Source organism: Blautia coccoides (genome assembly GCF_034355335.1).
GTDB lineage: Bacteria > Bacillota > Clostridia > Lachnospirales > Lachnospiraceae > Blautia > Blautia producta.
The window spans coordinates 4,045,731-4,066,585 of sequence record NZ_CP136422.1 but is presented as its reverse complement, the minus strand read 5'-3'; the positions used below and the strand labels follow the sequence as shown (position 1 = coordinate 4,066,585).

Below are 20,855 nucleotides of genomic sequence, written 5' to 3'. Positions count from 1 at the left end.
CTTTTATATTCCATCTAAGTCAAAAGGAGGGGTATATTCCTCTTTGGCGCTGCTTTTTTCCTGCATATATCCGTCTGTGAGACCCAGGCGAATGGCCTCATTCAGTACACTTTCGTATTCATAGGTGGTGATCCTGCGGTTGATCTCAGGATGCTCACAGCTTTTATAGAAAGGAGTGAACTGACTCAGCAGGCTTATGAGATAATGGTTGTCAGTAAGGTTCGCCTTTATCCAGTGAAGCAGCCGGATCGAGTCTTTTCGGCAGCCGGGAAGAACCATATGGCGAATGATGACACCTTTTTTTAAAAGTCCCTTATCATCAAATTCCGGGGCACCTTTTTGTTTGATCATGTACTGTATGGCTTTGGAGGCCACGGAAAAATAATCGGATGCCATTGAGTAACGCATGGACAGGGCTGGATCGTAATATTTTAAATCAGGCAGATAAATGTCCACATAGCCGCTGAGGCGTGCAAGTGTTTCCTGCTTTTCGTATCCTCCGCAGTTGTAGACAATGGGAATATGCAGACGGCTCTTTACTCTGTCAAGTGCCGGCAGGATGGAGGGAAGATACTGGGTGGCTGTCACCAGATTGATATTGTGCGCGCCTGCGTCCTGCAGTTCCAGAAAAATTTCAGACAGTCTCTGATCTGTGATCTCTTTTCCGAATCCCTGGCTGCTTATGGAATAATTCTGGCAGAAGCAGCAGCGGAGTGTGCAGCCTGTAAAGAATATGGTGCCGCTGCCATTGGTGCCGCTGATACATGGTTCCTCCCAGTGGTGCAGTGCAGCTCTTGCGGCTGTCAGTTTATGGCTACATTGACAGTAACCTTTGCGCAAATGACGGTCTGCATGGCAGTCCCTTGGGCAGAGTGAACAATTTTTATATTCGTCAGGCTGGTTCATCAGCGATTTTCCTCCAAACATTTCAATTCTCTTCCAAAACTGTTTCGTTTTATTAACATCATAATGAAAATTTCCTAAAATTTCAAGTGTGTGCCGGAAACCCCTTCCTTTTTGTCGTATTTTGCGTTAAAATAATCCATGTGAAACTTTTTAGGGGAGAAATGCGTCTAATAATTAAGGGTGTGAAAATGAGTAAAAAAACGAATGAAAAAAAGAAAACAGAAAAAAAGAATAAGGGAAAAAGTAAGGTTGTCAAAAGGATACTGATCGCTCTTCTGATCATACTGCTGCTGGCAGTGGTGGGGATTTATTTTGCGGTGGGCTACTACTATCAGGATAAGTTCTACAGCAGAACCACCATCAATGGCTATGACTGTAGTGAAAAGTCTGTGGATTATATCAAGGAGATCATTAAAAAGGAAGCTGAGACATATTCACTGACAATTAAAGAGAGAGATAACAAGCAGGATGTCATACAGGCCGCTGATATAAAACTTACTTATAAGGATGACGGAGAACTGGAAAAGCTTCTGAAGGATCAGAACTCCTGGCTGTGGATCTTCAGCCTGGCTAAAGATAAGAACTATGAGGTGAGTCTGGATAATTCTTATGATGAGGCAAGTCTTGACACGTTTATAACCAGTCTGCCATGTCTTGTTCCTGAGAATATGACAGCGCCGCAGGATGCGTATCTGGAAGATACAGGAGAAGCATATCAGATCGTTCCTGAGGTGGAAGGAAATACACTGGATCAGGAGAAGACAGTAAAAGCCATCAAAGATGCCGTGAACGGCAGGAAGGCAGAGGTCTCTCTGGAAGAGGCCCAGTGTTACCAGGCACCTGCGGTCCGGCAGGATGATGCGGCATTGACACAGGAAAGAGATAAGTTAAACGCATTGACCACTATGCAGATCGTTCTGGATTTCGGACATGGACAGGAAACTATCTCCAGAGATCTTCTAAAATCCTGGCTGAAGCAGGATGAAGCGGGCAGCTATTACTTTGATGAACCTACCGTTAAGCAGTACATCATTGATCTTTCCACGGTATACAACACAAAAGGGAAGGCCAGAGACTTTGTCACCACAGGCGGAAGCACGGTACATCTTACCGGCGGCGACTACGGATGGCAGTTGTGGCAGGACAAAACCACAGAATCTCTGATGGAAGTCTTAAATGCGGGGCAGAGTACGACCATGGAAGTGACATGGCTGTACAAAGCACAAAAGCATGACGGCAACGAGATTGACGGAACTTATGTGGAGATATCCATTTCTCAGCAGCACATGTGGTTCTACAAAAACGGAAGTCTGGTCGTGGATACTCCGGTAGTGACCGGTAATCCAAACACAGGCCATGCAACACCAGCAGGCGGTGTATGGAATCTGAAAGATAAGAGAAGTCCCTTTACTCTTGTGGGCAAGAAGCCCGACGGAAGCATTGACTATGAAGAGCCGGTTACCTATTGGCTGCCGTTCAATGGGGGCGTGGGAATCCATGACCTTGTGAAGAGGGATGCCTTTGGCGGTGATATATATCTGAGTAATGGTTCTCACGGATGTGTCAATACACCGATTGATGCGGTGCAGATGATCTATGATAATATTGAGATCAATACACCAATTGTAGTGTATTAAAGGGAAAGAGCCGGAGCGTTTTTGCTCCGGCTTTAAATATATTTCCTGATCGCACAGCCATACTTATTGCCGAAAGCGATTTTCAAACACACTCTGCAGGGTTTTTGGTGTTTTTCTGTTGAAATTTGCGTGCAAAGCTGATATAATGCTAATCAGTTGAATAAAAATACATAATATACATTAAAAATGCATAAAAATGAATGCATAAGGAGAGAGGAATATGAAAAAATTAGCAGCAGCAGCTTTAGCGGCAGCCATGGTACTGTCTTTGGCAGGATGCGGCAGCAGCACAAAGAAAATTGAGTCAAAAGCAGATTTAAAGGATGCCGTTATCGGTGTACAGCTTGGGACCACAGGTGATACTACGGTATCAGAACCGGAGATCGGGGCTAAAGAGGTAAAGCGTTACAACAAAGGCGCTCAGGCGATACAGGCGCTGAAAAAGGGACAGATTGACTGTGTGGTAATTGATACGGAGCCGGCCAAGAAGTTCGTAGAGCTGAATGATGATCTGAAAATGATCGAGGATCAGTTTGATGATGAACAGTACGCCATCAGCATGAAAAAGGGAAACACAGAGCTGAAAGACCAGTTCAACAAAGCTCTTGGGGAACTGGAAGAGGAAGGTGTTCTTTCTGATATTGTGAATAACTACATTGGCGATGAAGCTGGCAAGAATCCCTATGAGTCACCTGCAGATGCTGACCGCTCCAAGGGAAAACTTGTGATGGCTACCAATGCGGAATTTGAACCGTGGGAGTATCATGACGGTGAGGCCATTGTGGGTATCGACGTGGATATCGCACAGGCTATCTGTGATAAACTGGGTTATGAGCTGGAAGTAGCTGATATGGAATTTGATGCGATCCTTCCTGCTGTACAGTCCGGAAAAGCAGATTTTGGCGCAGCCGGCATGACTGTAAATGAGGAACGTCTGGAGAGTGTTGATTTTACAGATACCTATGCAAATGCAAGCCAGGTAATTATCGTAAAGAAGTAAGTTGACCCATAAAAAGAAAAGCTGCTGACAATCCTGCCGGCAGCTTTACTTACGGGAGAAAGTAAGACAGGTGGAAAAATGTGTGTATTAGGGATTTCACAACAGCTTTATAACAACTTTATAAAAGATGACCGGTATAAGTGGCTGCTGGAAGGTTTGGGGAATACACTGCTGATCACACTTCTGGCAGTGGTCATCGGTATTATCATAGGATTTCTGGTGGCTATTGTGCGTTCCAGCCATGACAAAAACGGTTCTTTTAAGGTACTGAACGGAGTAGTTAAGGTTTATCTGACGGTTATCCGTGGAACGCCTACCATGATTCAGCTTTTGATCATGAATTTTGTCATTTTCGGCAGTGTATCTCTCAATCCGGTTCTGGTGGGAGGTCTGGCATTTGGTATCAACTCAGGTGCCTATGTGGCAGAGATCGTCCGTTCCGGTATTATGTCCGTAGACCAGGGGCAGTTTGAAGCCGGACGTTCTCTGGGGCTTAATTATTCCCAGACTATGAAGTCTATTATTATGCCTCAGGCGTTTAAAAATGTACTTCCGGCACTGGTAAACGAGATGATCGTGCTTTTAAAAGAGACTTCTATTGTGGGCTATATCGGAATGATGGATCTGACAAAAGGCGCTATGCTGATCCAGAGCCGTACTTATAATGCATTCCTGCCTCTGCTGGCGGCTGCACTGATCTATCTGATACTGGTTATGATTTTAACAGCGTGCATGAATAAGCTGGAAAGGAAGTTGAGGACCAATGAGCGATAACAACATTTTATTGGAAGTGCAGGGACTTAAAAAGGCTTTTGGAGATAATAAAGTGCTGGACGGTATCACCACAGATATCCGACAGGGTGAAGTGGTCGCAGTCATTGGACCTTCCGGTTCCGGTAAATCTACATTTCTTCGTTCCCTGAACCTGCTGGAAGTGCCTACAGGGGGCAGGATCCTTTTTGAGGGAACAGATATTACAGACCCGAAAGTGGACATCAACCGTCACCGCCAAAAAATTGGCATGGTATTCCAGCAGTTTAATCTGTTTCCAAACATGACGGTAAAGGAAAATATCATGTTGGCGCCTGTCAAGTTAAAGCTTATGTCACAGAGTGAGGCGTCAAAGAAAGCGGACGAGCTTCTGACCAGGGTAGGACTGCCGGAGAAGGCTGACACATATCCCGATATGCTCTCAGGCGGCCAGAAACAGAGGATTGCTATTGCAAGAGCTTTGGCAATGAACCCGGATGTTATGCTGTTTGATGAGCCGACTTCTGCCCTTGACCCTGAGATGGTAGGGGAGGTGCTGGAGTTGATGAAAGAACTGGCACAGTCAGGTATGACCATGGTGGTGGTGACCCACGAGATGGGATTCGCAAAAGAAGTGGCTTCCAGGGTCATTTTTATCGATGAGGGGAAAATTCAGGAGGAAAACAGTCCAAAAGAATTTTTTGAAAACCCCAAAAACCAGAGATTAAGAGATTTTTTATCAAAAGTATTATAACCCTTCAGACAGGACAGGAGAGATGGACATGGAATCTCCCTGTCCTGTCATATTTTTAACAAAATCCATCCAAATATTGCAATAGAGGATTGAAAAATTTTGAATTTCTGTTAAAATGAAAAAGGTACGCAGACATTTTGAACTGTTATGGAATTTGACATAGAAAGATAAAGGAGAGAAAATATGAGTAAAAAACCAACCGTATTAATGATTCTCGATGGATATGGCCTGAATGATAACTGTGAGGCGAACGCTGTATGCGAAGCCAAGACCCCTATTATGGACCAGTTGAAATCCCAGTGCCCCTTTGTAAAAGGCAACGCCAGCGGAATGGCAGTAGGTCTTCCAGAAGGACAGATGGGAAATTCTGAGGTGGGACATCTGAACATGGGCGCAGGCCGTATTGTTTACCAGGAACTGACGAGGATCACAAAAGAGATTGAAGACGGAGATTTCTTTCAGAATGAAGCGTTGCTGAAAGCAGTACGCAATGCCAAGGAAAATAATTCTGCACTGCATTTATTCGGACTTCTTTCTGACGGAGGTGTGCACAGCCACAATACTCATGTGTATGGAATTCTGGAGCTGGCTAAAAGAGAAGGACTTTCCAAAGTATTTGTACACTGCTTCCTGGATGGACGTGACACTCCGACCACAGCAGGTAAAGAATATATCAAAGAACTGAATGATAAGATGAAAGAACTGGGTGTAGGCCAGGTGGCATCTGTAATGGGACGTTATTATGCCATGGACCGTGACAACCGCTGGGACCGTGTAGAGAGAGCCTACAATGTTATGACAAAAGGAGAGGGCAATCATGCAGAATGCCCAGTATGCGCAGTTAAGGATTCTTATGCTGCAGAGAAGACAGATGAATTTGTAGAACCCACAGCTATTGTAAAAGATGGTCAGCCTGTTGGACTTATTGAGGATAAAGATTCTGTGATCTTCTTTAACTTCCGCCCTGACAGAGCACGTGAGATCACAAGAGCTTTCTGTGACAACGAATTTACAGGATTTGCAAGAGAGAAGAGACTGGATCTGACCTATGTATGCTTTACGGAATATGATCCTACTATCCCAAATAAAGATGTGGCCTTCCACAAAGTGGCCATAGACAATACCTTCGGACAGTTTCTGGCTGCCCATGGCATGACACAGGCACGCATCGCAGAGACAGAGAAGTATGCACACGTTACATTCTTCTTTAACGGCGGTGTGGAAGAACCAAATGAAGGGGAAGACAGGATCCTGGTAAAATCCCCTAAAGTTGCCACTTATGATATGAAACCGGAGATGAGCGCTTATGAAGTCTGCGACAAGCTGACAGAGGCCATCCGTTCCGGCAAATATGATGTGATCATCATCAACTTTGCAAATCCGGATATGGTAGGCCATACAGGTGTGGAAGAAGCTGCTATCAAAGCCGTGGAAGCTGTAGATGAATGTGTCGGCAAGGCAGTGGATGCCGTGAAGGAAGTGGGAGGACAGATGTTCATCTGTGCAGACCATGGCAATGCAGAACAGCTGAAAGATTATGTGACTGGCGAAACCTTTACTGCCCACACAACAAATCCAGTGCCTTTTATCCTGGTGAATGCAGATCCGGGGTATGGTCTGAGAGAGGGCGGATGCCTTGCGGATATTGCGCCTACATTGATCGAGCTGATGGGAATGGAACAGCCGAAAGAGATGACCGGAAAATCTCTACTCATCAGGAAATAATTTTATAAGTATAACAGGGTTTTAAAGAGCACTGTTTCCATAGACGGTTTGTGACCGAGTGGGAACAGTGCTCTTTTTGCATGGATGGCTGCAGGCAGCCGTTTATTGACGCACAGGACGGATCAGGGAGATTTCTCAAAACCGGAAGGGTCGAAAAACTTGCGGTAGACAGCAGGGGTGAAATCCAGGTCTTTTTTGAAAGCGCGGATAAAGTGGGAGGTGCTGGAAAAGCCGCATTCTGCAGCGATGGTGTCTATGGACAGGGTGGTTTCCATGACCAGTTCTCTGGCACGCCGAAGGCGGAGAGTAGACAGATACTCATGGGGAGAAGAACCGGTCTCAGCTTTGAAGACCCGTGAAAAGTGATATTTGCTCAACGCGGTCTGGCGGGCAGAGTCTTCTACCGTCACAGGCTCCTGGAAGTGTGTTTCCAGATAGCGGCAGGCCTTTTGGATAGAAGGACTTAGGGGCTTTTGGATTTTGGCCGCGAGAGAGCCAAACAAGGCGTGGACCAGGGAGGAGAGGCGGTGGTCGTCAGGCTGCGGAAGCCTAAGCTGGTCCAATAGCTGTTGGAACGTCAGTGCAGCCTCTGATTTATTCCGGAATAAAGCCCCGTTTTTCTGATAGAGATATTCACAGTAGTCAGGGGTGATATTGCCGTCAAAGTGAAAGAACTGGAACCTTACCTGCTTTGGCGTGTAGTAGTAGTGGGGATACATACAGTCTAAAAGGACAATATCTCCCGTTGAGGCCATAAAAGTCTGTTCTCTGTATGTAAAACGCAGTTCTCCTGATAATATGCAGAAGAAAAGATAGGAGTGCAGACCGCTTCTGCGTACCTGATAGGGCGGCACGCAGAGATATTCAGCACCCCAGTATACACAGAAGAGATGTTCTTTTGCGAATACTGAAGGGGAATGGAAGTAAATGCCTTTTTTGTTCATGATTCCCCGTTCTCCCGGAATCATACCTTCTTCATGAATTTTTTCTAACATCACAGATAGCCTCCTGACAGCATAAAATGTATATTAATGAGCATGAATGAGTAGTGAAATAACCTTAAGAATAGTATATATTATGAATTAGAAGCAAGCAAGATGGAAATGCAGAGACATGGGAATAACTAGTTTTCTCAGCGCACGTTTTGTTTATTTGTGGCTAAGTGCGCGCATTTTCTGTGGTGCGGGAAGGAGAGATATTTATGACATCCAGAGAAAGAGTTCGTGCGGCGTTTGAACACAGACAGCCGGATAAGGTGCCGGTGGATTTTGGGGGTATGTGCTGCTCTATGATCAATGCCATAGTGCTGAAAGATTTGCGGGCGTATTATGGGTTGGAGTACCGTCCGCCGAAGATCAATGACATGTCAACCATGACAGCTTTTGTGGAGCCGGATCTGGCTGACTGTCTGGGATGCGATGTGCAACAGCTTTATAATTACGGGGATACTTACGGACATTTGAATACAGACTGGAAAGAGTGGAGATACCGCGGGGAGACAGTGCTGATCCCCTCCAATGCGGTGGTGAAGGATGATGGAAAAGGCGGATATTTTGTCTATCCGGAGGGGGATGATTCCCTGCCTCCGTCCGGCCATATGCCGGCTAATGGATTTTATTTTGACAATCTTACGCGTACACCGGAATTTGACGAGGATGAGGCTGATCCGAATGATAATGTGGAGGATTATACCCGCGTAACGGATGAACAGATCGCATACCACAAAAAAGTTCTGGCGGAGGTAAAAGGCTCACAGAGAGCCATACAGGTAGGCCCAGGCTATTTTGGGCTGGGTGACGCAAATAATATCCCGGGACCGAACCTGAGAGATCCCAAGGGCATCAGAAGCATTCAGGAGTGGTATATGGCGCCTCTTCTCTATCCCGATTATGTGGAGGAGGTTTTTGAGAAGGGAACGGATATTGCCATTGAAAGCTTTAGAAAATACTGGGATGCCTTTGGCTCGGATATTGATATTCTGTTTATCTGCGGCACAGATTTCGGAACCCAGAGAGGTCCTTTCATGAGTCCGGAAGTATTCCGTGACCTGTATATGCCGTATTATAAAAAGATGAATGACTGGGTGCACGAGCATACAACGTGGAAGACCCTGAAACATTGCTGTGGGGGGATTTTCCCGATCCTGCCCTACATGATCGAAGGCGGGTTCGATGCCATCAATCCGGTGCAGTGTTCCGCGGAGGGAATGGATCCCAGGACGCTGAAAGATACATACGGAAAAGATATTGTATTCTGGGGCGGCGGTGTGGATACACAGCAGGTACTGCCCTTTGGCAGACCCGAGGAGGTGCGCAGACAGGTTCTGGAGAGACTGGAAATATTTTCAAAGGACGGCGGTTACGTGTTCAACACCATACACAACATACAGGCAAATACACCTATTGAAAATATAGCTGCCATGATAGAGGCAGTGAAAGAGTTTAATGGAGACAAGTAAAAATATTTAGACAAAAATGCAGGGTGAAACAAGGCGGGAATTTGTGAAAGTTTCCGTCTTGTTTTTGTGAAATCCATATGCTATGATTTATCTACATTTCAAATCTCGGAGCTATTCCGAAAATCAAAATAGGCCATTCGGCCGAAATTTCCAAATGTAAAGAAAAAGCAGAAGGGGTAAAAGGCCTTTACAGGAGACTTTGCGCCCTGATGCGGAAAGGGGCATTAATTTCATGAAAAAATGGAGGAAGATTCTGGCAGCAGGGCTTCTTGCAGTCCTTTTTTCTCATGCTGTCTGTGAGCAGGCCGTTTCCGCCGGAAGCGGTAAGGAAACCGTGTATGCAGAGGCACGCGGTTTGACCCGGGAGACAGCATGGGAGGGCAAAGGTCCTCCGTCCCGAGAATCAAAGAAACAGGGAAATAGTCCACAGATCATGAAAAAGGAGGCAGGGACAGTTAAAAAGGAGGCTGCAGTTAGAAAGGAGGCAGCGGATAAAGCTGAGAAAGAAAAATGTCTGGCCGATATGGAAGAAACGGACAGGCAGAAAAATCCGACGGATACAGAAGAAACGAGCAGACAAAGAAATCTGGCTGATCCGGAGGAGGCAGACAGGCAAAGAAATCCGGCTGATCCGGAAGAGGCAGACAGGCAAAGAAATCCGGCTGATCCGGAGGAGGCAGACAGACAAAAAAATCCGGACGATTCAGAAGATAAAGAGGAACCTGTGACCATGGGTCCGGAAGAAGATATGCCTGATTCCGGCCATATGCTGCCAAAGGACAGCAGTATGTCCTCCGAAAAGAGCGATGCGGAGCAGGACCAGGAAAAGGAACAAAAAGAAGAGGGACAGGATACATCTGAGCCGGTATTGGAAGTGCAGGTACCGGGACAATATACAAGAATCTCTGACATGTATCAAAGAAGTGCGTCCACCAGTACCTTACAGGTGGGGTGGCAGGAATCTCTGGGATCTATTGACCCCGGTCTTCTGAGTCTGGACGATCCCTATAATGTTTCCATTAAGTATGTGGATTCCAGTGACACCAACAATCCAGATATGCGCGGAAAATGGCGTCTTCTCTACTGTGTGCAGTATCAGCACAACGCGCCGGAAGGACAGATCACCTGGGACGGGGCAGGGCGTGTCTCACCCTCTATTGCATATCTCATGTACTGGGGCTGCCGTTACTGGGGTAAAGAGAGCCTGTGGCCAAATTACAGGACAGGATACGGCTGGAAATATGATGCCCTGGCTACCCAGTACGCGGTTCACATAGTCAACGGGGAGTTCTCCCTGAACACATTATATGCTCATCTCAAAGGATCTAAAAAAGAACAATTCTACAGCATCATCAACAAAATGGTTAATGATGCAAAATATTCCCCCTATTACACTCCCTTTACCGATGGATGGAGAACCTTTGAATACACCTTGTCCGAGACAAGCGTCACCTGGACAGCCCAGGCCTACAACGGCAAGGAGGGATTTACAACAAAATGGATCAGCCAGAATCTGTCGGACGGCCTGACAGACTGCAGCGAGTATATTACATCCAAAAAAGGAACAGCAGACAACGGTGCCACAGTTATCTGGAAGGACAGCGGCGATGCTTCTGCATTCAGAATCTGGATTCCCAAAACACAATACCTGCTGCTACAGGAAAAAGGTGCCAAAGTCACGGCTGAAATTTCAGGAAATCATTCCCTGTATCTGGCGGGCTGGGTCTATAAAAGCAATGATTCAAAATATCAGATGGTGACCATGCTGGAAGGCGGCGGCGGTTCTGCATCTCACAAGAAAACAGTCACGGCCCAGATTCCCAAAAAGGCAGTAAGCTGTTACATAGACCTTCAAAAGGCGGATAAGGATACCGGTGAGACAACCCCCCAGGGCAATGCTGAGTTTTCCGGTGCAGTATATGAAGTAAAGAATAAGAATGGCACTGTGGTAGATAAAATGACCACAAATTCATCGGGAAAAGCCACCAGCGTACCGCTCTCCACCGGAACCTATACAGTCAGAGAAGTTTCTGCCCCCAAAGGTTATGAACTGGATAAAAATACATACACGGTGACCTTTACCAATACAGACTTAAATCAGACGGTATACCGTAAAAGCGTACGCTCGGAAGAACCGGTAAAAAAGGGAAGTGTAACTTTGAAAAAGCTGTCCTCAGGGTCAGGCAAGGCTTTAAAGGGCGCAGTTTTTTATCTCTATACAAGCAAAAACCAGAAAGTAGGCGAGTATACCACAGATGATAAGGGATGTATCACGGTTGATAATTTACCCTGGAACAGTTATTTTTTCATCGAACAGACAGCACCGGAGGGCTATGAGCTGTCCGATGAAAAGATAGGATTTTCTATAAATGAGGAAACATCAGGAGGGATAGTGGAGGTCACTGCAGTGAATAAACAGAAAACAGTAAAGATAGTTCTGGAGAAAGAGATAGATGCCCATGAGATCAATTTTGCCAACGGTAATCCTATTTTCCTTTTTGAAGTGAAGGGTGAGGATTTGGAAGGGAAGACACATATCCTGCACGGGATTTTGGAATTTACCAAAGAGTATGTAGAGCAGAGGAAAGATGAGAGCGGTAAGGTGCGCAAAACAGTCACATTTCAGGAACTGCCTGCCGGCATTTATACGGCAAATGAGATGAAAGTAATGCGGTATTCACTGAAAGATATTACGGAAATATCAGGAGGCAGGAGAGAAAAAGACACCGTTGTATTTGATCTGGTCCAAAATGATGAGGGTCATGCAGTTTTTATCAACCAAAAGGATGAATGGCAGGATTGGTCAGACACATCTGTCTGCGAAAATATTATTTTGAAGAGGGAAAAGAAAGAAAATGAGTGAAGTCAGAAAAAGAGAAATGCTGAGAGATGGCGGGGCATTGCTGCTGTTGATCCTTCTGCTGACAGTGTCTGGCCTGGCTGTGGGCGTGGGGAGTGCCTATTTCAGTGACCAGGACGCACGCAGCAACAAGATCAGGCCGGGTGACAGTAATCTGGAAATAACAGAGGAATTTCATCCGCCGGATGAACTGAAACCCGGAGAGGTGATTGCCAAAAGTGTACAGGTCATCAATAAGGGAAGATCAAACTGCTTTATACGGTGCAGGCTTCTCATGGATGATGAGGAGATTCTGCCATATCTGACCCTGGAAACAGATACGGACAATTGGGAAAAGTCTGAGGATGGATATTATTATTACAAAAGTGCGCTGGAGATAGGAGAGATCACAACAGAACTGATGAAAGAGATCGTTGTATCAGAAGATGTGCCGGAAGAACTGCTGAAACGGGGATTTGCCCTGAGTGTCTATGCGGAATCTTATCAGCAGGGCCAGTTTTTAAAAGATGCCTGGCAGGAAGCCTGGAGACATTTTGAAAAAAATCAAAAATCAGGGAACGAGGAGAGGGATGTATGAGAAGTAAGAGATATTTTCCGCTGCTGTGCATTTGTTTCCTGCTGGCAGGAGCAAGCCTGCCCATCCCTGTTTTTGCAGGGCAGACGGGAGGCCTGGAGAAGGCAAAGGGGAAAGTGGATATCAGACTGGAAGAATTTACGCTGGATAAAAACGGAAGAGAGATACCCTGGAAGAACATGGAGGCTGTAATGCCAGGACAAGAAATAGTAAAGATCCCCAGAGTCACCAACCTGCAGAATGAATGCGAAATCAGGGCTAAGATTGAGCTGGTCATGGGCAGGGAGGTGGAGATGCCTATAACGGAGGACATGATAAAAGGGATGCCGAAAGGATGGAAAAAGCGGGAAGACGGCTGGTATTACTATGAGAAAAAATTAAAGAAAGGAGAGAATATCCACATCTTCCGCTCTTTTACCATTCCTTCAGAATGGGATACAAAATATGACGAGAAAGGAAATATCAGAAAATATTATACAGAGAACAGTCTTGATATTATTGTGACAGTGGAAGCAGTGGGGGATGGAGACTGGACAAGTGAAAAAAAGACGGTACATTCTCCAAAAACAGGGGATGACGCAGCAGTGATCCTTACGGCTGTTCTGTGTTTGGGATCTATAGCAGCATTTATTGCGGCGTGGAAATGGAGAAGACAATGAGAAGAGCATGTTATCTGACAGGAGAACTACTGTACTGGATCCTTTGTCTGACCCTGATACTCAATATTATTTTATGTATATTCGGTATTCGCCCTTTTATCGTAGTCAGCGGCTCTATGGAACCTGCTATTAAAACTGGAAGTATATCCTGGGTAAACTGCCGCGCAGATGCCAGACACATGGAGCGGGGGGATATACTGGCTTTTGAAAGAAATGACGGGGAACTGGTCCTGCATAGAATTGTCCGCAGGACAGAGGCGGGAATGGTGACAAAGGGGGATGCCAATAAAGTGCCGGATGCGGCTTTGGTGAGGGCACATCAAATAAAGGGCAAGGTTCTGTTTACGGTTCCGTATGTGGGAAAAGCGTTTATGAAGAGCACAAAAGAGTTTGCCGCGTTTTTTATAACAGGCAGTTTAATTCTATTTATCACATTAAAAACAGTGAAAATTTCAGGAGGAACATATCATGAGAAAAATAACGTTAAAAAGTAAAAAACAAGCATTTATTTTAGGCCTGGCATTAGGGACAGTGCTTCTGATCGGAAGTGCCGCAGCCTATTTTACGGATACAGAACAGGTGAAAAATCATCTGACCATCGGAAAAGTAGATATTACACTGACAGAACCAAAATGGGATGCGGTACCGGAAAAAGAAAAACAGGATATAACGCCTAATAAAAAATTGATCAAGGACCCTAAAGTGACCAATGTGGGAATAAATGATGCATTTGTCTTTGTCACAGTGCAGGTGCCTGTTGCCAACGTCATTACCGCAAATCAGGATGGAAGCAGAAATCCTAAGGCACTCACAGAGCTTTATTCCTGGACAGTCAACAGCGGCTGGACAAAAATGGGAAATGCGGCTGATATCAAAAATGAGAGTAATATAGTAGTGGCCCATGAATATAAGTATGTATACGGAACAGAATCTGCCTGTACTGCGCTGGCAAAAGGCATCACAACACCGGAGTTGTTCAGCTCTGTAACCTTTGCCAATGTGATCGAAGGAGAGAAGATGCCTGATGGAACTTCCATGGAGGAGGCAGAGACAGATATTGATCTGAAGGCTTTTGCCATTCAGACCACAGACCTCACAGAGAAGGATGTGACAGACCCGGCAAATGTTTGGAAAATTTTTGAAACGCAGAACAAATCATGACGGAGTAAAATAATTTGTCAAGGCATATTTTTAACGGAGCCAGACAATACTAGTTTTGTATGAAGAAATTGCAGGAGGTAATGCCATGAATCGTTATTTACCAATACGAAAGGTATACGCCAGAGAAGTATTAGACTCCAGAGGAAATCCGACAGTGGAAGTAGAAGTGACAGTCGGTGAAGGAATAGTGGGAAAAGACGGGGTGACGGGAAGGGCCATTGTACCCTCCGGTGCATCTACGGGCAGGTTTGAGGCAGTTGAACTGAGAGACGGAGAAAAAAGGTACAGAGGCCTGGGTGTCCAGAAGGCTGTGAACAATGTCAACGTTAAGCTGGCAGATGCTGTGCTTGGAGAAAACGCACTGAGACAAAGCTATATTGACAGTCTTCTTCTTGAAGCAGACGGAACAGACAACAAAGAGCATATAGGTGCCAACGCAGTTCTGGGAGTATCCCTGGCTGTGGCAAAGGCGGCTGCCAAAGCACTGAAACTTCCTCTTTATCAGTATCTTGGCGGATGTCATGCAAAGAGAATGCCGGTTCCCATGATGAATATTCTAAATGGAGGAAAACATGCAGACAATACTGTGGATTTTCAGGAATTTATGATCATGCCCGTGGGAACAGAGAGTTTTCATGAAGGGCTGCGCATGTGTACAGAAATCTATCAGGCTCTGAAAAAAATCCTGAAAGATAAAGATTTATCTACAGGCGTAGGTGATGAAGGTGGTTTTGCGCCGAATTTAAGCAGCGCCCGGGATGTTTTTGAAATTTTGAATCAGGCTGTGGAAAAGTGCGGCTATGCACCGGGGGAACAGATCTGCTATGCTATGGATGCTGCGGCAAGCGAACTGTATGACCAGGAAAAAGACTGTTACTATTTTCCGGGGGAATCTCAGATGAACGGCAGTGAGGTACAGAGAAGTTCCAGAGAGATGGTAGAATACTACAGGGATTTGCTCGATAAGTTTCCTATTGTTTCTATTGAAGATGGCTTACATGAAGATGACTGGGATGGATGGCAGCTCATGACTCAGGAACTGGGAGAAACGGTACAGCTTGTGGGAGACGACCTGTTTGTGACAAACGTAAAGAGGATCAAATGCGGGATCAAATTAAACGCGGGTAATGCGGTACTCGTAAAGGTAAACCAGATCGGTACTCTTACTGAGGCCATGGATGCTGTGGAAATGGCGCAGAAAGCCGGATACAGAGCCGTGATCTCTCACCGCTCTGGCGAGAGTGAGGACACTTTTATTGCGGACCTGGCTGTTGCGGTGAATGCGGGACAGATCAAGACCGGAGCGCCATGCCGCTCAGAGCGTACAGCAAAATATAACAGACTTCTCAGGATTGAAGACGCTCTTGGCGCACAGGCATGTTATGAAACACCATTCGAGAGATAACAGAGACAGCATAGATAGCATAGATAGCAGAGTGCAGCGGTTTCCGGCCCGGTTATAGAGAAGGCCATTGTTACAGAACAGGAAACTTCACTTTCCGTATACTGCGAACATCTGCTATTATTTCCAGAAACAGGTTAGAATCATTGAAAAACAGTTGAAATCTCGGAAATACTGTGATACACTAATTTTGTTTGACGATTAGGAGGTGTGATCATGGAAATTTTGAGAATTGTACTGACGATTTTATTCGTTATTGATTGTATTGGGTTGACCGTTATTATTCTGATGCAGGAAGGAAAATCTCAGGGACTTGGCACGATCGCCGGTATGGCTGATACCTATTGGGGTAAGAACAAAGGCCGTTCAATGGAAGGGGCACTGGTTAAAGCCACAAAAATCATGGGGATTTTATTCTTTGTTCTGGCACTGGTTTTGAATCTGAAATTTTAAGAGATGGCACTCTTGCAGTCACGCAAGGGTGTCATATTTTTATAGGCGAAAGACGCCTTTAGTTAGGAGTAAATATTTGAAAAAAAATGCACAGGTAAAAAAACGCAAGAAGATGCTGTATGAAATCATGTGCTGCAAGGAGTATACACCCATGAGGGCAAAAGACCTGGCAGTGCTTCTGCAGATTCCGGCCGGCAAAAGGGATGAGCTTCATAAAATCCTGGACATGCTGCTGGAAGAGGGAAAGATCAGCATCAACAAGCGGGGCCGCTATGAAGCGGTGAGAAAAGAAAATGGGAAGAAGCAAAAAGAACCTTCCCGTGAACAGGAGAAGAAGAGCAAAGGAAAACGGGAATTCTATCTGACAGGAACCTTTGTGGGCAATGCCAAAGGCTTCGGCTTTGTGGAAGTGGAAGGTGAGGAGGAGGATATTTTTATCTCCGAGGAACACACAGGAGATGCTCTTCACAAAGATACCGTTCAGATACGGATCATAAAAGAGGAAAGAGACGGACGCCGGAGAGAAGGCGCGGTAGTTAAAGTTCTGGAGCGGGGAATGAAAGAGGTTGTGGGCACATATGAAAAAAGTGACAGCTTCGGTTTCCTGGTTCCTGACAACAGAAAGTTTTCCAAAGATATCTTTATTCCCATGGAACACTCCATGGGAGCTGTCAGCGGTGATAAAGTGGTGGCAGCGATCCGTAATTACGGCAGCAGAAGCAGAAATCCGGAGGGAAAAGTAAAAGAAATTCTGGGACATAAGGGTGAAAAGGGCGTGGACGTTATGTCAGTGGCCAGAAGCTATGACCTGCCTATGGAATTTCCGGAAAAGGTACTGAACCAGGCAGATAGAATCAAGGAAAGCCTCAATGAAGGGGATTATTACGGCCGTATGGACTTACGGGACTGGACAATGGTCACCATTGACGGCGAGGACGCAAAGGACCTGGATGATGCGGTATCCATTACCAAAGAAGGGGAATTTTACCGTCTGGGTGTGCACATTGCCGATGTGAGCAATTATGTACAGTACAACAGCGCACTTGACAGAGAGGCTTTAAAAAGAGGTACCAGTGTCTATCTGGTTGACCGGGTGATCCCCATGCTTCCCAAAAAGCTGTCCAATGGTATCTGCTCTCTGAATGCAGGGGAAGACCGCCTGGCACTCAGCTGTCTGATGGATATCGACAAAAAGGGAAATGTGATCGGCCATAAGATAGCCGAGACCGTCATACATGTGGACCGGCGTATGACATATACAAATGTGAAAAAAATCCTGCTTCATGAGGATGAAGAAGTTACCATGGAATATGCGGAACTGGCGCCCATGTTTTTTCTTATGCAGGAGCTGTCAGGAATCCTGAGAAAGAAAAGAGGAAAAAGAGGAGCCATTGATTTTGATTTTCCGGAAAGTAAGATAAAATTGGATGAGAATGGCAGACCCACAGAGATATATCCTTATGAGCAGAATGTGGCAACAGAGATCATAGAAGATTTTATGCTTCTGGCAAATGAGACAGTTGCGGAGGAGTATTATTTCAGAGACATTCCTTTCGTATACAGAACACATGATGATCCGGACCCGGAAAAGATGGAGGCAGTCCTGACTATGATACGCGGAACCGGAATCCGGGTAAAAAAGGCAAAGCAGGAGATCCATCCCAAAGAGGTGCAGCGCATTTTAGATGAGATTGAGGGTATGGACTGTGAGCCGTTCTTTTCCAGACTCCTGCTGCGCTCCATGAAGCAGGCAAAATACACCATAGACTGCAGCGGCCACTTTGGACTGGCGGCCAGATATTACTGCCATTTTACTTCCCCGATCAGGCGGTATCCTGATCTGCAGATACACAGGATCATCAAAGAGACTATTCACGGAAGAATGACCCAGGAAAAGAAAAAGCACTACGCTGATCTCCTGGACGCAGTGGCAAACCAGTCCAGCACCCTGGAGCGCAGGGCAGAGGAAGTGGAACGGGAAACAGTTAAAATGAAGAAGGCGGAATATATGGAATCCCATATAGGTGAAGTCTTTGAAGGCACCATATCCGGAGTTATGGAATGGGGTCTCTATGTAGAACTGCCAAATACCATCGAAGGGCTGGTTCATGTAAATACTCTCACAGATGACTATTATATCTTTGACAGGGAACATTACAGCCTGACGGGTGAAAGCAAAAAAAGACAATATATTATGGGCCAAAAAATAAAGGTTCGGGTGGAAAATGCAGATATCGTAACAAAAACAGTGGATTTTTCACCCGTAACAGAGGAAAGCCAGGAAATGGCGGGAGGAAAGGAATAAAATTATGGGAAAAGAATCAGGGATTCGTCTGATCGCAAACAATAAAAAAGCCTATCATGATTACTTTATAGAAGATACCTATGAAGCAGGGATCGAGCTTGCAGGAACTGAGGTCAAATCCATGCGAATGGGAAAATGCAGCATCAAGGAATCCTTTATCCAGATCGACAGAGGAGAGGTTTTCGTCTGGGGCATGCATATCAGTCCTTATGAAAAAGGGAATATTTTTAATAAAGATCCGCTGAGGACCAGAAAACTTTTGCTCCATCAGTATGAGATCCGCAAAATCGCGGCTAAAATAGCAGAGAAAGGTTATACTCTGGTACCGCTTAAGGTTTACTTTAAAGGAAGTCTTGTAAAAGTGGAAATCGGGATCGCAAAAGGTAAGAAACTGTATGATAAGAGACAGGACATTGCCAAGAAGGATCAGAAAAGAGAAGCTGAGCGGGAATTCAAAGTAAAGAACCTGTAAGTGCTGCGCAGAAACAAATCCAGTGAAAAGCGAGGAGACCAACATGAAATTTTGTGACATGCCATATGAGAGAATTGACTTTGAGAAGGTAAAAGAGGAACTGTTGGAACTGATGGAGGCTTTCAAATCAGCCGGAAGTGCTCAAAAACAGTTTGAAATCCACAAAAAATACTATGCACTTTCAGATAAAGTTTCCACACAGGTCACCCTGGCATCTATCCGGCACAGTATGGATACCACAGATGTGTTTTATGAAAAGGAAAAGGCTTATTACGATGAACAGGTGCCTGCCTACAGCAATTTGACAGTAGAGTATTTGAAACTTCTGTATCATTCCCGGTTCAGGGAAGAGTTGGAGCAGATCATCGGGGCTGTGGCATTTAAGAACATGGAACTATCCTTCCGCTCTGTGAGTGAAGCTGTAATTCCGCTTATGCAGGAAGAAAATGCGCTGGTCACCGAATATGAAAAACTGCTGGCCAGTGCAAAAATAGACTGGGACGGGGAAGTCTTAAATCTTTCTCTTTTAGGTCCTTATCTCAAGCATAAAGACCCGGAAGTCCGCAAAAGAGCATATGAAAAACAAAATGCGTTCTTTCTGAGCATTTCAGATAAACTGGATGAGCTGTATGATAAACTTGTAAAAAACAGGACGCTTCAGGCAAAAGAACTGGGGTTTGAAAGCTATACGGAATTGGGATATCTGCGTATGCAGCGGAACAGTTACCAAAGAGAACAGGTGGAGAATTTAAGGCGTCAGGTGAAAGAGGTCTTTGTACCGTTTGCAGAGAGTCTGTATGAACACAGGAGAGAGCGCCTGGGTCTGTCAAAAATGTATTTTTCGGATGAACAGGTATATGGCAGAGAGGGAAATCCCCAGCCTTTCGGAACACCGGAAGAAATTCTGAAAGCCGGACAGAGAATGTATGGGGAGCTTTCAAAGGAGACCAGGGAATTCTTTGATTTTATGATGGAAAATGAACTTCTGGATGTGTTTGGAAGAAAAACAAAGGCAGTTGGCGGATATATGACATATATTCCGGATTATAAATCTCCATTTATTTTTGCTAACTTTAACGGGACCAGCGACGATGTGAATGTCATCACCCATGAGTGCGGTCATGCCTTTCAGGGATATCTGGCTTCCGAGGATCCTATTCGTGAACATGCGGATATCGGCATGGAGACCGCTGAGATCCATTCCATGTCAATGGAATTTTTCTCAGAACCTTGGTATGCCCTGTTTTTTGCAGGTGACAAGGCAAAGGCGTATCAGGAAATGCATCTGGAAGATGCGGTTTTATTCATTCCTTACGGCTGTATGGTGGATGAATTCCAGCACAGGATATACGATGAGCCTGACATGACTCCGAAAGAAAGAAAACTGGTCTGGAAGGAGCTGGAGCGTGTCTATAAGCCGCATTTGGATTACGGAAGCCTGCAGTTTTTTGCCGAGGGCGGTTACTGGCAGCGGCAGCATCACATTTACAGTTTTCCTCTGTACTATATTGATTATGTGATCGCGCAGCTCTGTGCTTTTGAATATAAAAACAAAATGCAGGAAAATTATGAGGAGGCATGGAGGAGCTACTTACAGCTCTGCAGACTGTCTGCATCTGACTTTTTTGAGAATCTACTGCAAAAAGCCGGCCTGCGTTCTCCGTTTGAGGATGGATGCATTCGTGAGATCGTGGACAAATTACAAAAGGATATCCACAGCTAAAGGGCGGCGGCCGGGA

At 45.4% G+C, this 20,855-nt stretch carries 18 protein-coding genes; 16 read left to right on the top strand and 2 right to left on the bottom strand.

Annotated elements, in window-relative coordinates; genetic code table 11:
- Positions 1 to 3: 3 nt before the first annotated feature.
- Complete coding sequence (locus BLCOC_RS18285; RefSeq protein ID WP_029468522.1) at positions 4 to 906, bottom strand: radical SAM protein; 903 nt, start codon at positions 904 to 906, stop codon at positions 4 to 6.
- A gap of 188 nt (positions 907 to 1,094) precedes the next feature.
- On the opposite strand from BLCOC_RS18285, the gene BLCOC_RS18280 reads away from it, so the two are divergent.
- The 5 genes from BLCOC_RS18280 (at position 1,095) to gpmI (ending at position 6,772) form a co-directional block, all read left to right on the top strand.
- The gene (locus BLCOC_RS18280; protein WP_115622988.1) at positions 1,095 to 2,543 is read left to right on the top strand and encodes a L,D-transpeptidase family protein; all 1,449 of its coding nucleotides are present in this window, start codon (positions 1,095 to 1,097) and stop codon (positions 2,541 to 2,543) included.
- 220 nt (positions 2,544 to 2,763) lie between these two features.
- The gene (locus BLCOC_RS18275; protein ID WP_131918261.1) at positions 2,764 to 3,543 is read left to right on the top strand and encodes a transporter substrate-binding domain-containing protein; all 780 of its coding nucleotides are present in this window, start codon (positions 2,764 to 2,766) and stop codon (positions 3,541 to 3,543) included.
- Positions 3,544 to 3,621: 78 nt separating this feature from the next.
- Entirely contained in the window at positions 3,622 to 4,317 is a 696-nt protein-coding gene (locus tag BLCOC_RS18270) for an amino acid ABC transporter permease (RefSeq protein ID WP_018596476.1), read from the top strand.
- The gene (locus tag BLCOC_RS18265; protein ID WP_018596475.1) at positions 4,307 to 5,047 is read left to right on the top strand and encodes an amino acid ABC transporter ATP-binding protein; all 741 of its coding nucleotides are present in this window, start codon (positions 4,307 to 4,309) and stop codon (positions 5,045 to 5,047) included. Before BLCOC_RS18270 ends, BLCOC_RS18265 begins: the two co-directional genes overlap by 11 nt.
- A gap of 183 nt (positions 5,048 to 5,230) precedes the next feature.
- Positions 5,231 to 6,772: a 2,3-bisphosphoglycerate-independent phosphoglycerate mutase gene (gpmI, locus tag BLCOC_RS18260; protein ID WP_029468526.1), complete on the top strand. Its 1,542-nt coding sequence runs from the start codon at positions 5,231 to 5,233 to the stop codon at positions 6,770 to 6,772.
- A gap of 122 nt (positions 6,773 to 6,894) precedes the next feature.
- On the opposite strand, the gene BLCOC_RS18255 is transcribed toward gpmI, so the two are convergent.
- The gene (locus BLCOC_RS18255; protein ID WP_115622987.1) at positions 6,895 to 7,767 is read right to left on the bottom strand and encodes a helix-turn-helix domain-containing protein; all 873 of its coding nucleotides are present in this window, start codon (positions 7,765 to 7,767) and stop codon (positions 6,895 to 6,897) included.
- A 206-nt stretch (positions 7,768 to 7,973) separates the two neighbouring features.
- Here BLCOC_RS18255 and BLCOC_RS18250 point away from each other — a divergent pair, with 206 nt between their 5' ends.
- The 11 genes from BLCOC_RS18250 to BLCOC_RS18200 all read left to right on the top strand — a co-directional run bounded on the left by BLCOC_RS18250 (position 7,974) and on the right by BLCOC_RS18200 (position 20,839).
- Complete coding sequence (locus tag BLCOC_RS18250) at positions 7,974 to 9,230, top strand: uroporphyrinogen decarboxylase family protein (protein WP_018596472.1); 1,257 nt, start codon at positions 7,974 to 7,976, stop codon at positions 9,228 to 9,230.
- Positions 9,231 to 9,462: 232 nt separating this feature from the next.
- Positions 9,463 to 12,093: an MSCRAMM family protein gene (locus BLCOC_RS18245; protein WP_131918263.1), complete on the top strand. Its 2,631-nt coding sequence runs from the start codon at positions 9,463 to 9,465 to the stop codon at positions 12,091 to 12,093.
- Positions 12,086 to 12,667, top strand: a complete 582-nt coding sequence (locus tag BLCOC_RS18240) for a hypothetical protein (protein ID WP_115622985.1) — start codon at positions 12,086 to 12,088, stop codon at positions 12,665 to 12,667. Before BLCOC_RS18245 ends, BLCOC_RS18240 begins: the two co-directional genes overlap by 8 nt.
- The gene (locus tag BLCOC_RS18235) at positions 12,664 to 13,323 is read left to right on the top strand and encodes a hypothetical protein (RefSeq protein WP_115622984.1); all 660 of its coding nucleotides are present in this window, start codon (positions 12,664 to 12,666) and stop codon (positions 13,321 to 13,323) included. Before BLCOC_RS18240 ends, BLCOC_RS18235 begins: the two co-directional genes overlap by 4 nt.
- Positions 13,320 to 13,817 (top strand): signal peptidase I, encoded by a 498-nt coding sequence (locus tag BLCOC_RS18230; RefSeq protein WP_029468532.1) that lies wholly within the window; start codon positions 13,320 to 13,322, stop codon positions 13,815 to 13,817. Before BLCOC_RS18235 ends, BLCOC_RS18230 begins: the two co-directional genes overlap by 4 nt.
- Positions 13,792 to 14,484 carry a TasA family protein gene (locus tag BLCOC_RS18225; RefSeq protein WP_018596467.1) on the top strand — a complete coding sequence of 231 codons (693 nt, stop codon included), beginning with the start codon at positions 13,792 to 13,794 and terminating at the stop codon, positions 14,482 to 14,484. Before BLCOC_RS18230 ends, BLCOC_RS18225 begins: the two co-directional genes overlap by 26 nt.
- 85 nt (positions 14,485 to 14,569) lie before the next feature.
- A complete protein-coding gene (gene eno, locus BLCOC_RS18220; protein WP_115622983.1) occupies positions 14,570 to 15,889 on the top strand; it encodes a phosphopyruvate hydratase in 1,320 nt (439 codons plus the stop codon).
- A gap of 213 nt (positions 15,890 to 16,102) precedes the next feature.
- The gene (secG, locus tag BLCOC_RS18215) at positions 16,103 to 16,339 is read left to right on the top strand and encodes a preprotein translocase subunit SecG (protein WP_018596465.1); all 237 of its coding nucleotides are present in this window, start codon (positions 16,103 to 16,105) and stop codon (positions 16,337 to 16,339) included.
- Between the two features lie 76 nt (positions 16,340 to 16,415).
- Complete coding sequence (rnr, locus tag BLCOC_RS18210; RefSeq protein ID WP_330412067.1) at positions 16,416 to 18,644, top strand: ribonuclease R; 2,229 nt, start codon at positions 16,416 to 16,418, stop codon at positions 18,642 to 18,644.
- A gap of 4 nt (positions 18,645 to 18,648) precedes the next feature.
- Positions 18,649 to 19,116 (top strand): SsrA-binding protein SmpB, encoded by a 468-nt coding sequence (smpB, locus tag BLCOC_RS18205; protein ID WP_018596463.1) that lies wholly within the window; start codon positions 18,649 to 18,651, stop codon positions 19,114 to 19,116.
- A 43-nt stretch (positions 19,117 to 19,159) separates the two neighbouring features.
- Positions 19,160 to 20,839: a M3 family oligoendopeptidase gene (locus BLCOC_RS18200; RefSeq protein WP_115622982.1), complete on the top strand. Its 1,680-nt coding sequence runs from the start codon at positions 19,160 to 19,162 to the stop codon at positions 20,837 to 20,839.
- Positions 20,840 to 20,855 lie beyond the last annotated feature (16 nt).

What these genes read in the sequence shown, in the direction of transcription:
- BLCOC_RS18285 (WP_029468522.1), bottom strand. Translation starts at nt 906, where the DNA reads ATGAACCAGCCTGACGAATATAAAAATTGTTCACTCTGCCCAAGGGAC.
- BLCOC_RS18280 (WP_115622988.1), top strand. Translation starts at nt 1,095, where the DNA reads ATGAGTAAAAAAACGAATGAAAAAAAGAAAACAGAAAAAAAGAATAAG.
- BLCOC_RS18275 (WP_131918261.1), top strand. Translation starts at nt 2,764, where the DNA reads ATGAAAAAATTAGCAGCAGCAGCTTTAGCGGCAGCCATGGTACTGTCT.
- BLCOC_RS18270 (WP_018596476.1), top strand. Translation starts at nt 3,622, where the DNA reads ATGTGTGTATTAGGGATTTCACAACAGCTTTATAACAACTTTATAAAA.
- BLCOC_RS18265 (WP_018596475.1), top strand. Translation starts at nt 4,307, where the DNA reads ATGAGCGATAACAACATTTTATTGGAAGTGCAGGGACTTAAAAAGGCT.
- gpmI (WP_029468526.1), top strand. Translation starts at nt 5,231, where the DNA reads ATGAGTAAAAAACCAACCGTATTAATGATTCTCGATGGATATGGCCTG.
- BLCOC_RS18255 (WP_115622987.1), bottom strand. Translation starts at nt 7,767, where the DNA reads ATGTTAGAAAAAATTCATGAAGAAGGTATGATTCCGGGAGAACGGGGA.
- BLCOC_RS18250 (WP_018596472.1), top strand. Translation starts at nt 7,974, where the DNA reads ATGACATCCAGAGAAAGAGTTCGTGCGGCGTTTGAACACAGACAGCCG.
- BLCOC_RS18245 (WP_131918263.1), top strand. Translation starts at nt 9,463, where the DNA reads ATGAAAAAATGGAGGAAGATTCTGGCAGCAGGGCTTCTTGCAGTCCTT.
- BLCOC_RS18240 (WP_115622985.1), top strand. Translation starts at nt 12,086, where the DNA reads ATGAGTGAAGTCAGAAAAAGAGAAATGCTGAGAGATGGCGGGGCATTG.
- BLCOC_RS18235 (WP_115622984.1), top strand. Translation starts at nt 12,664, where the DNA reads ATGAGAAGTAAGAGATATTTTCCGCTGCTGTGCATTTGTTTCCTGCTG.
- BLCOC_RS18230 (WP_029468532.1), top strand. Translation starts at nt 13,320, where the DNA reads ATGAGAAGAGCATGTTATCTGACAGGAGAACTACTGTACTGGATCCTT.
- BLCOC_RS18225 (WP_018596467.1), top strand. Translation starts at nt 13,792, where the DNA reads ATGAGAAAAATAACGTTAAAAAGTAAAAAACAAGCATTTATTTTAGGC.
- eno (WP_115622983.1), top strand. Translation starts at nt 14,570, where the DNA reads ATGAATCGTTATTTACCAATACGAAAGGTATACGCCAGAGAAGTATTA.
- secG (WP_018596465.1), top strand. Translation starts at nt 16,103, where the DNA reads ATGGAAATTTTGAGAATTGTACTGACGATTTTATTCGTTATTGATTGT.
- smpB (WP_018596463.1), top strand. Translation starts at nt 18,649, where the DNA reads ATGGGAAAAGAATCAGGGATTCGTCTGATCGCAAACAATAAAAAAGCC.
- BLCOC_RS18200 (WP_115622982.1), top strand. Translation starts at nt 19,160, where the DNA reads ATGAAATTTTGTGACATGCCATATGAGAGAATTGACTTTGAGAAGGTA.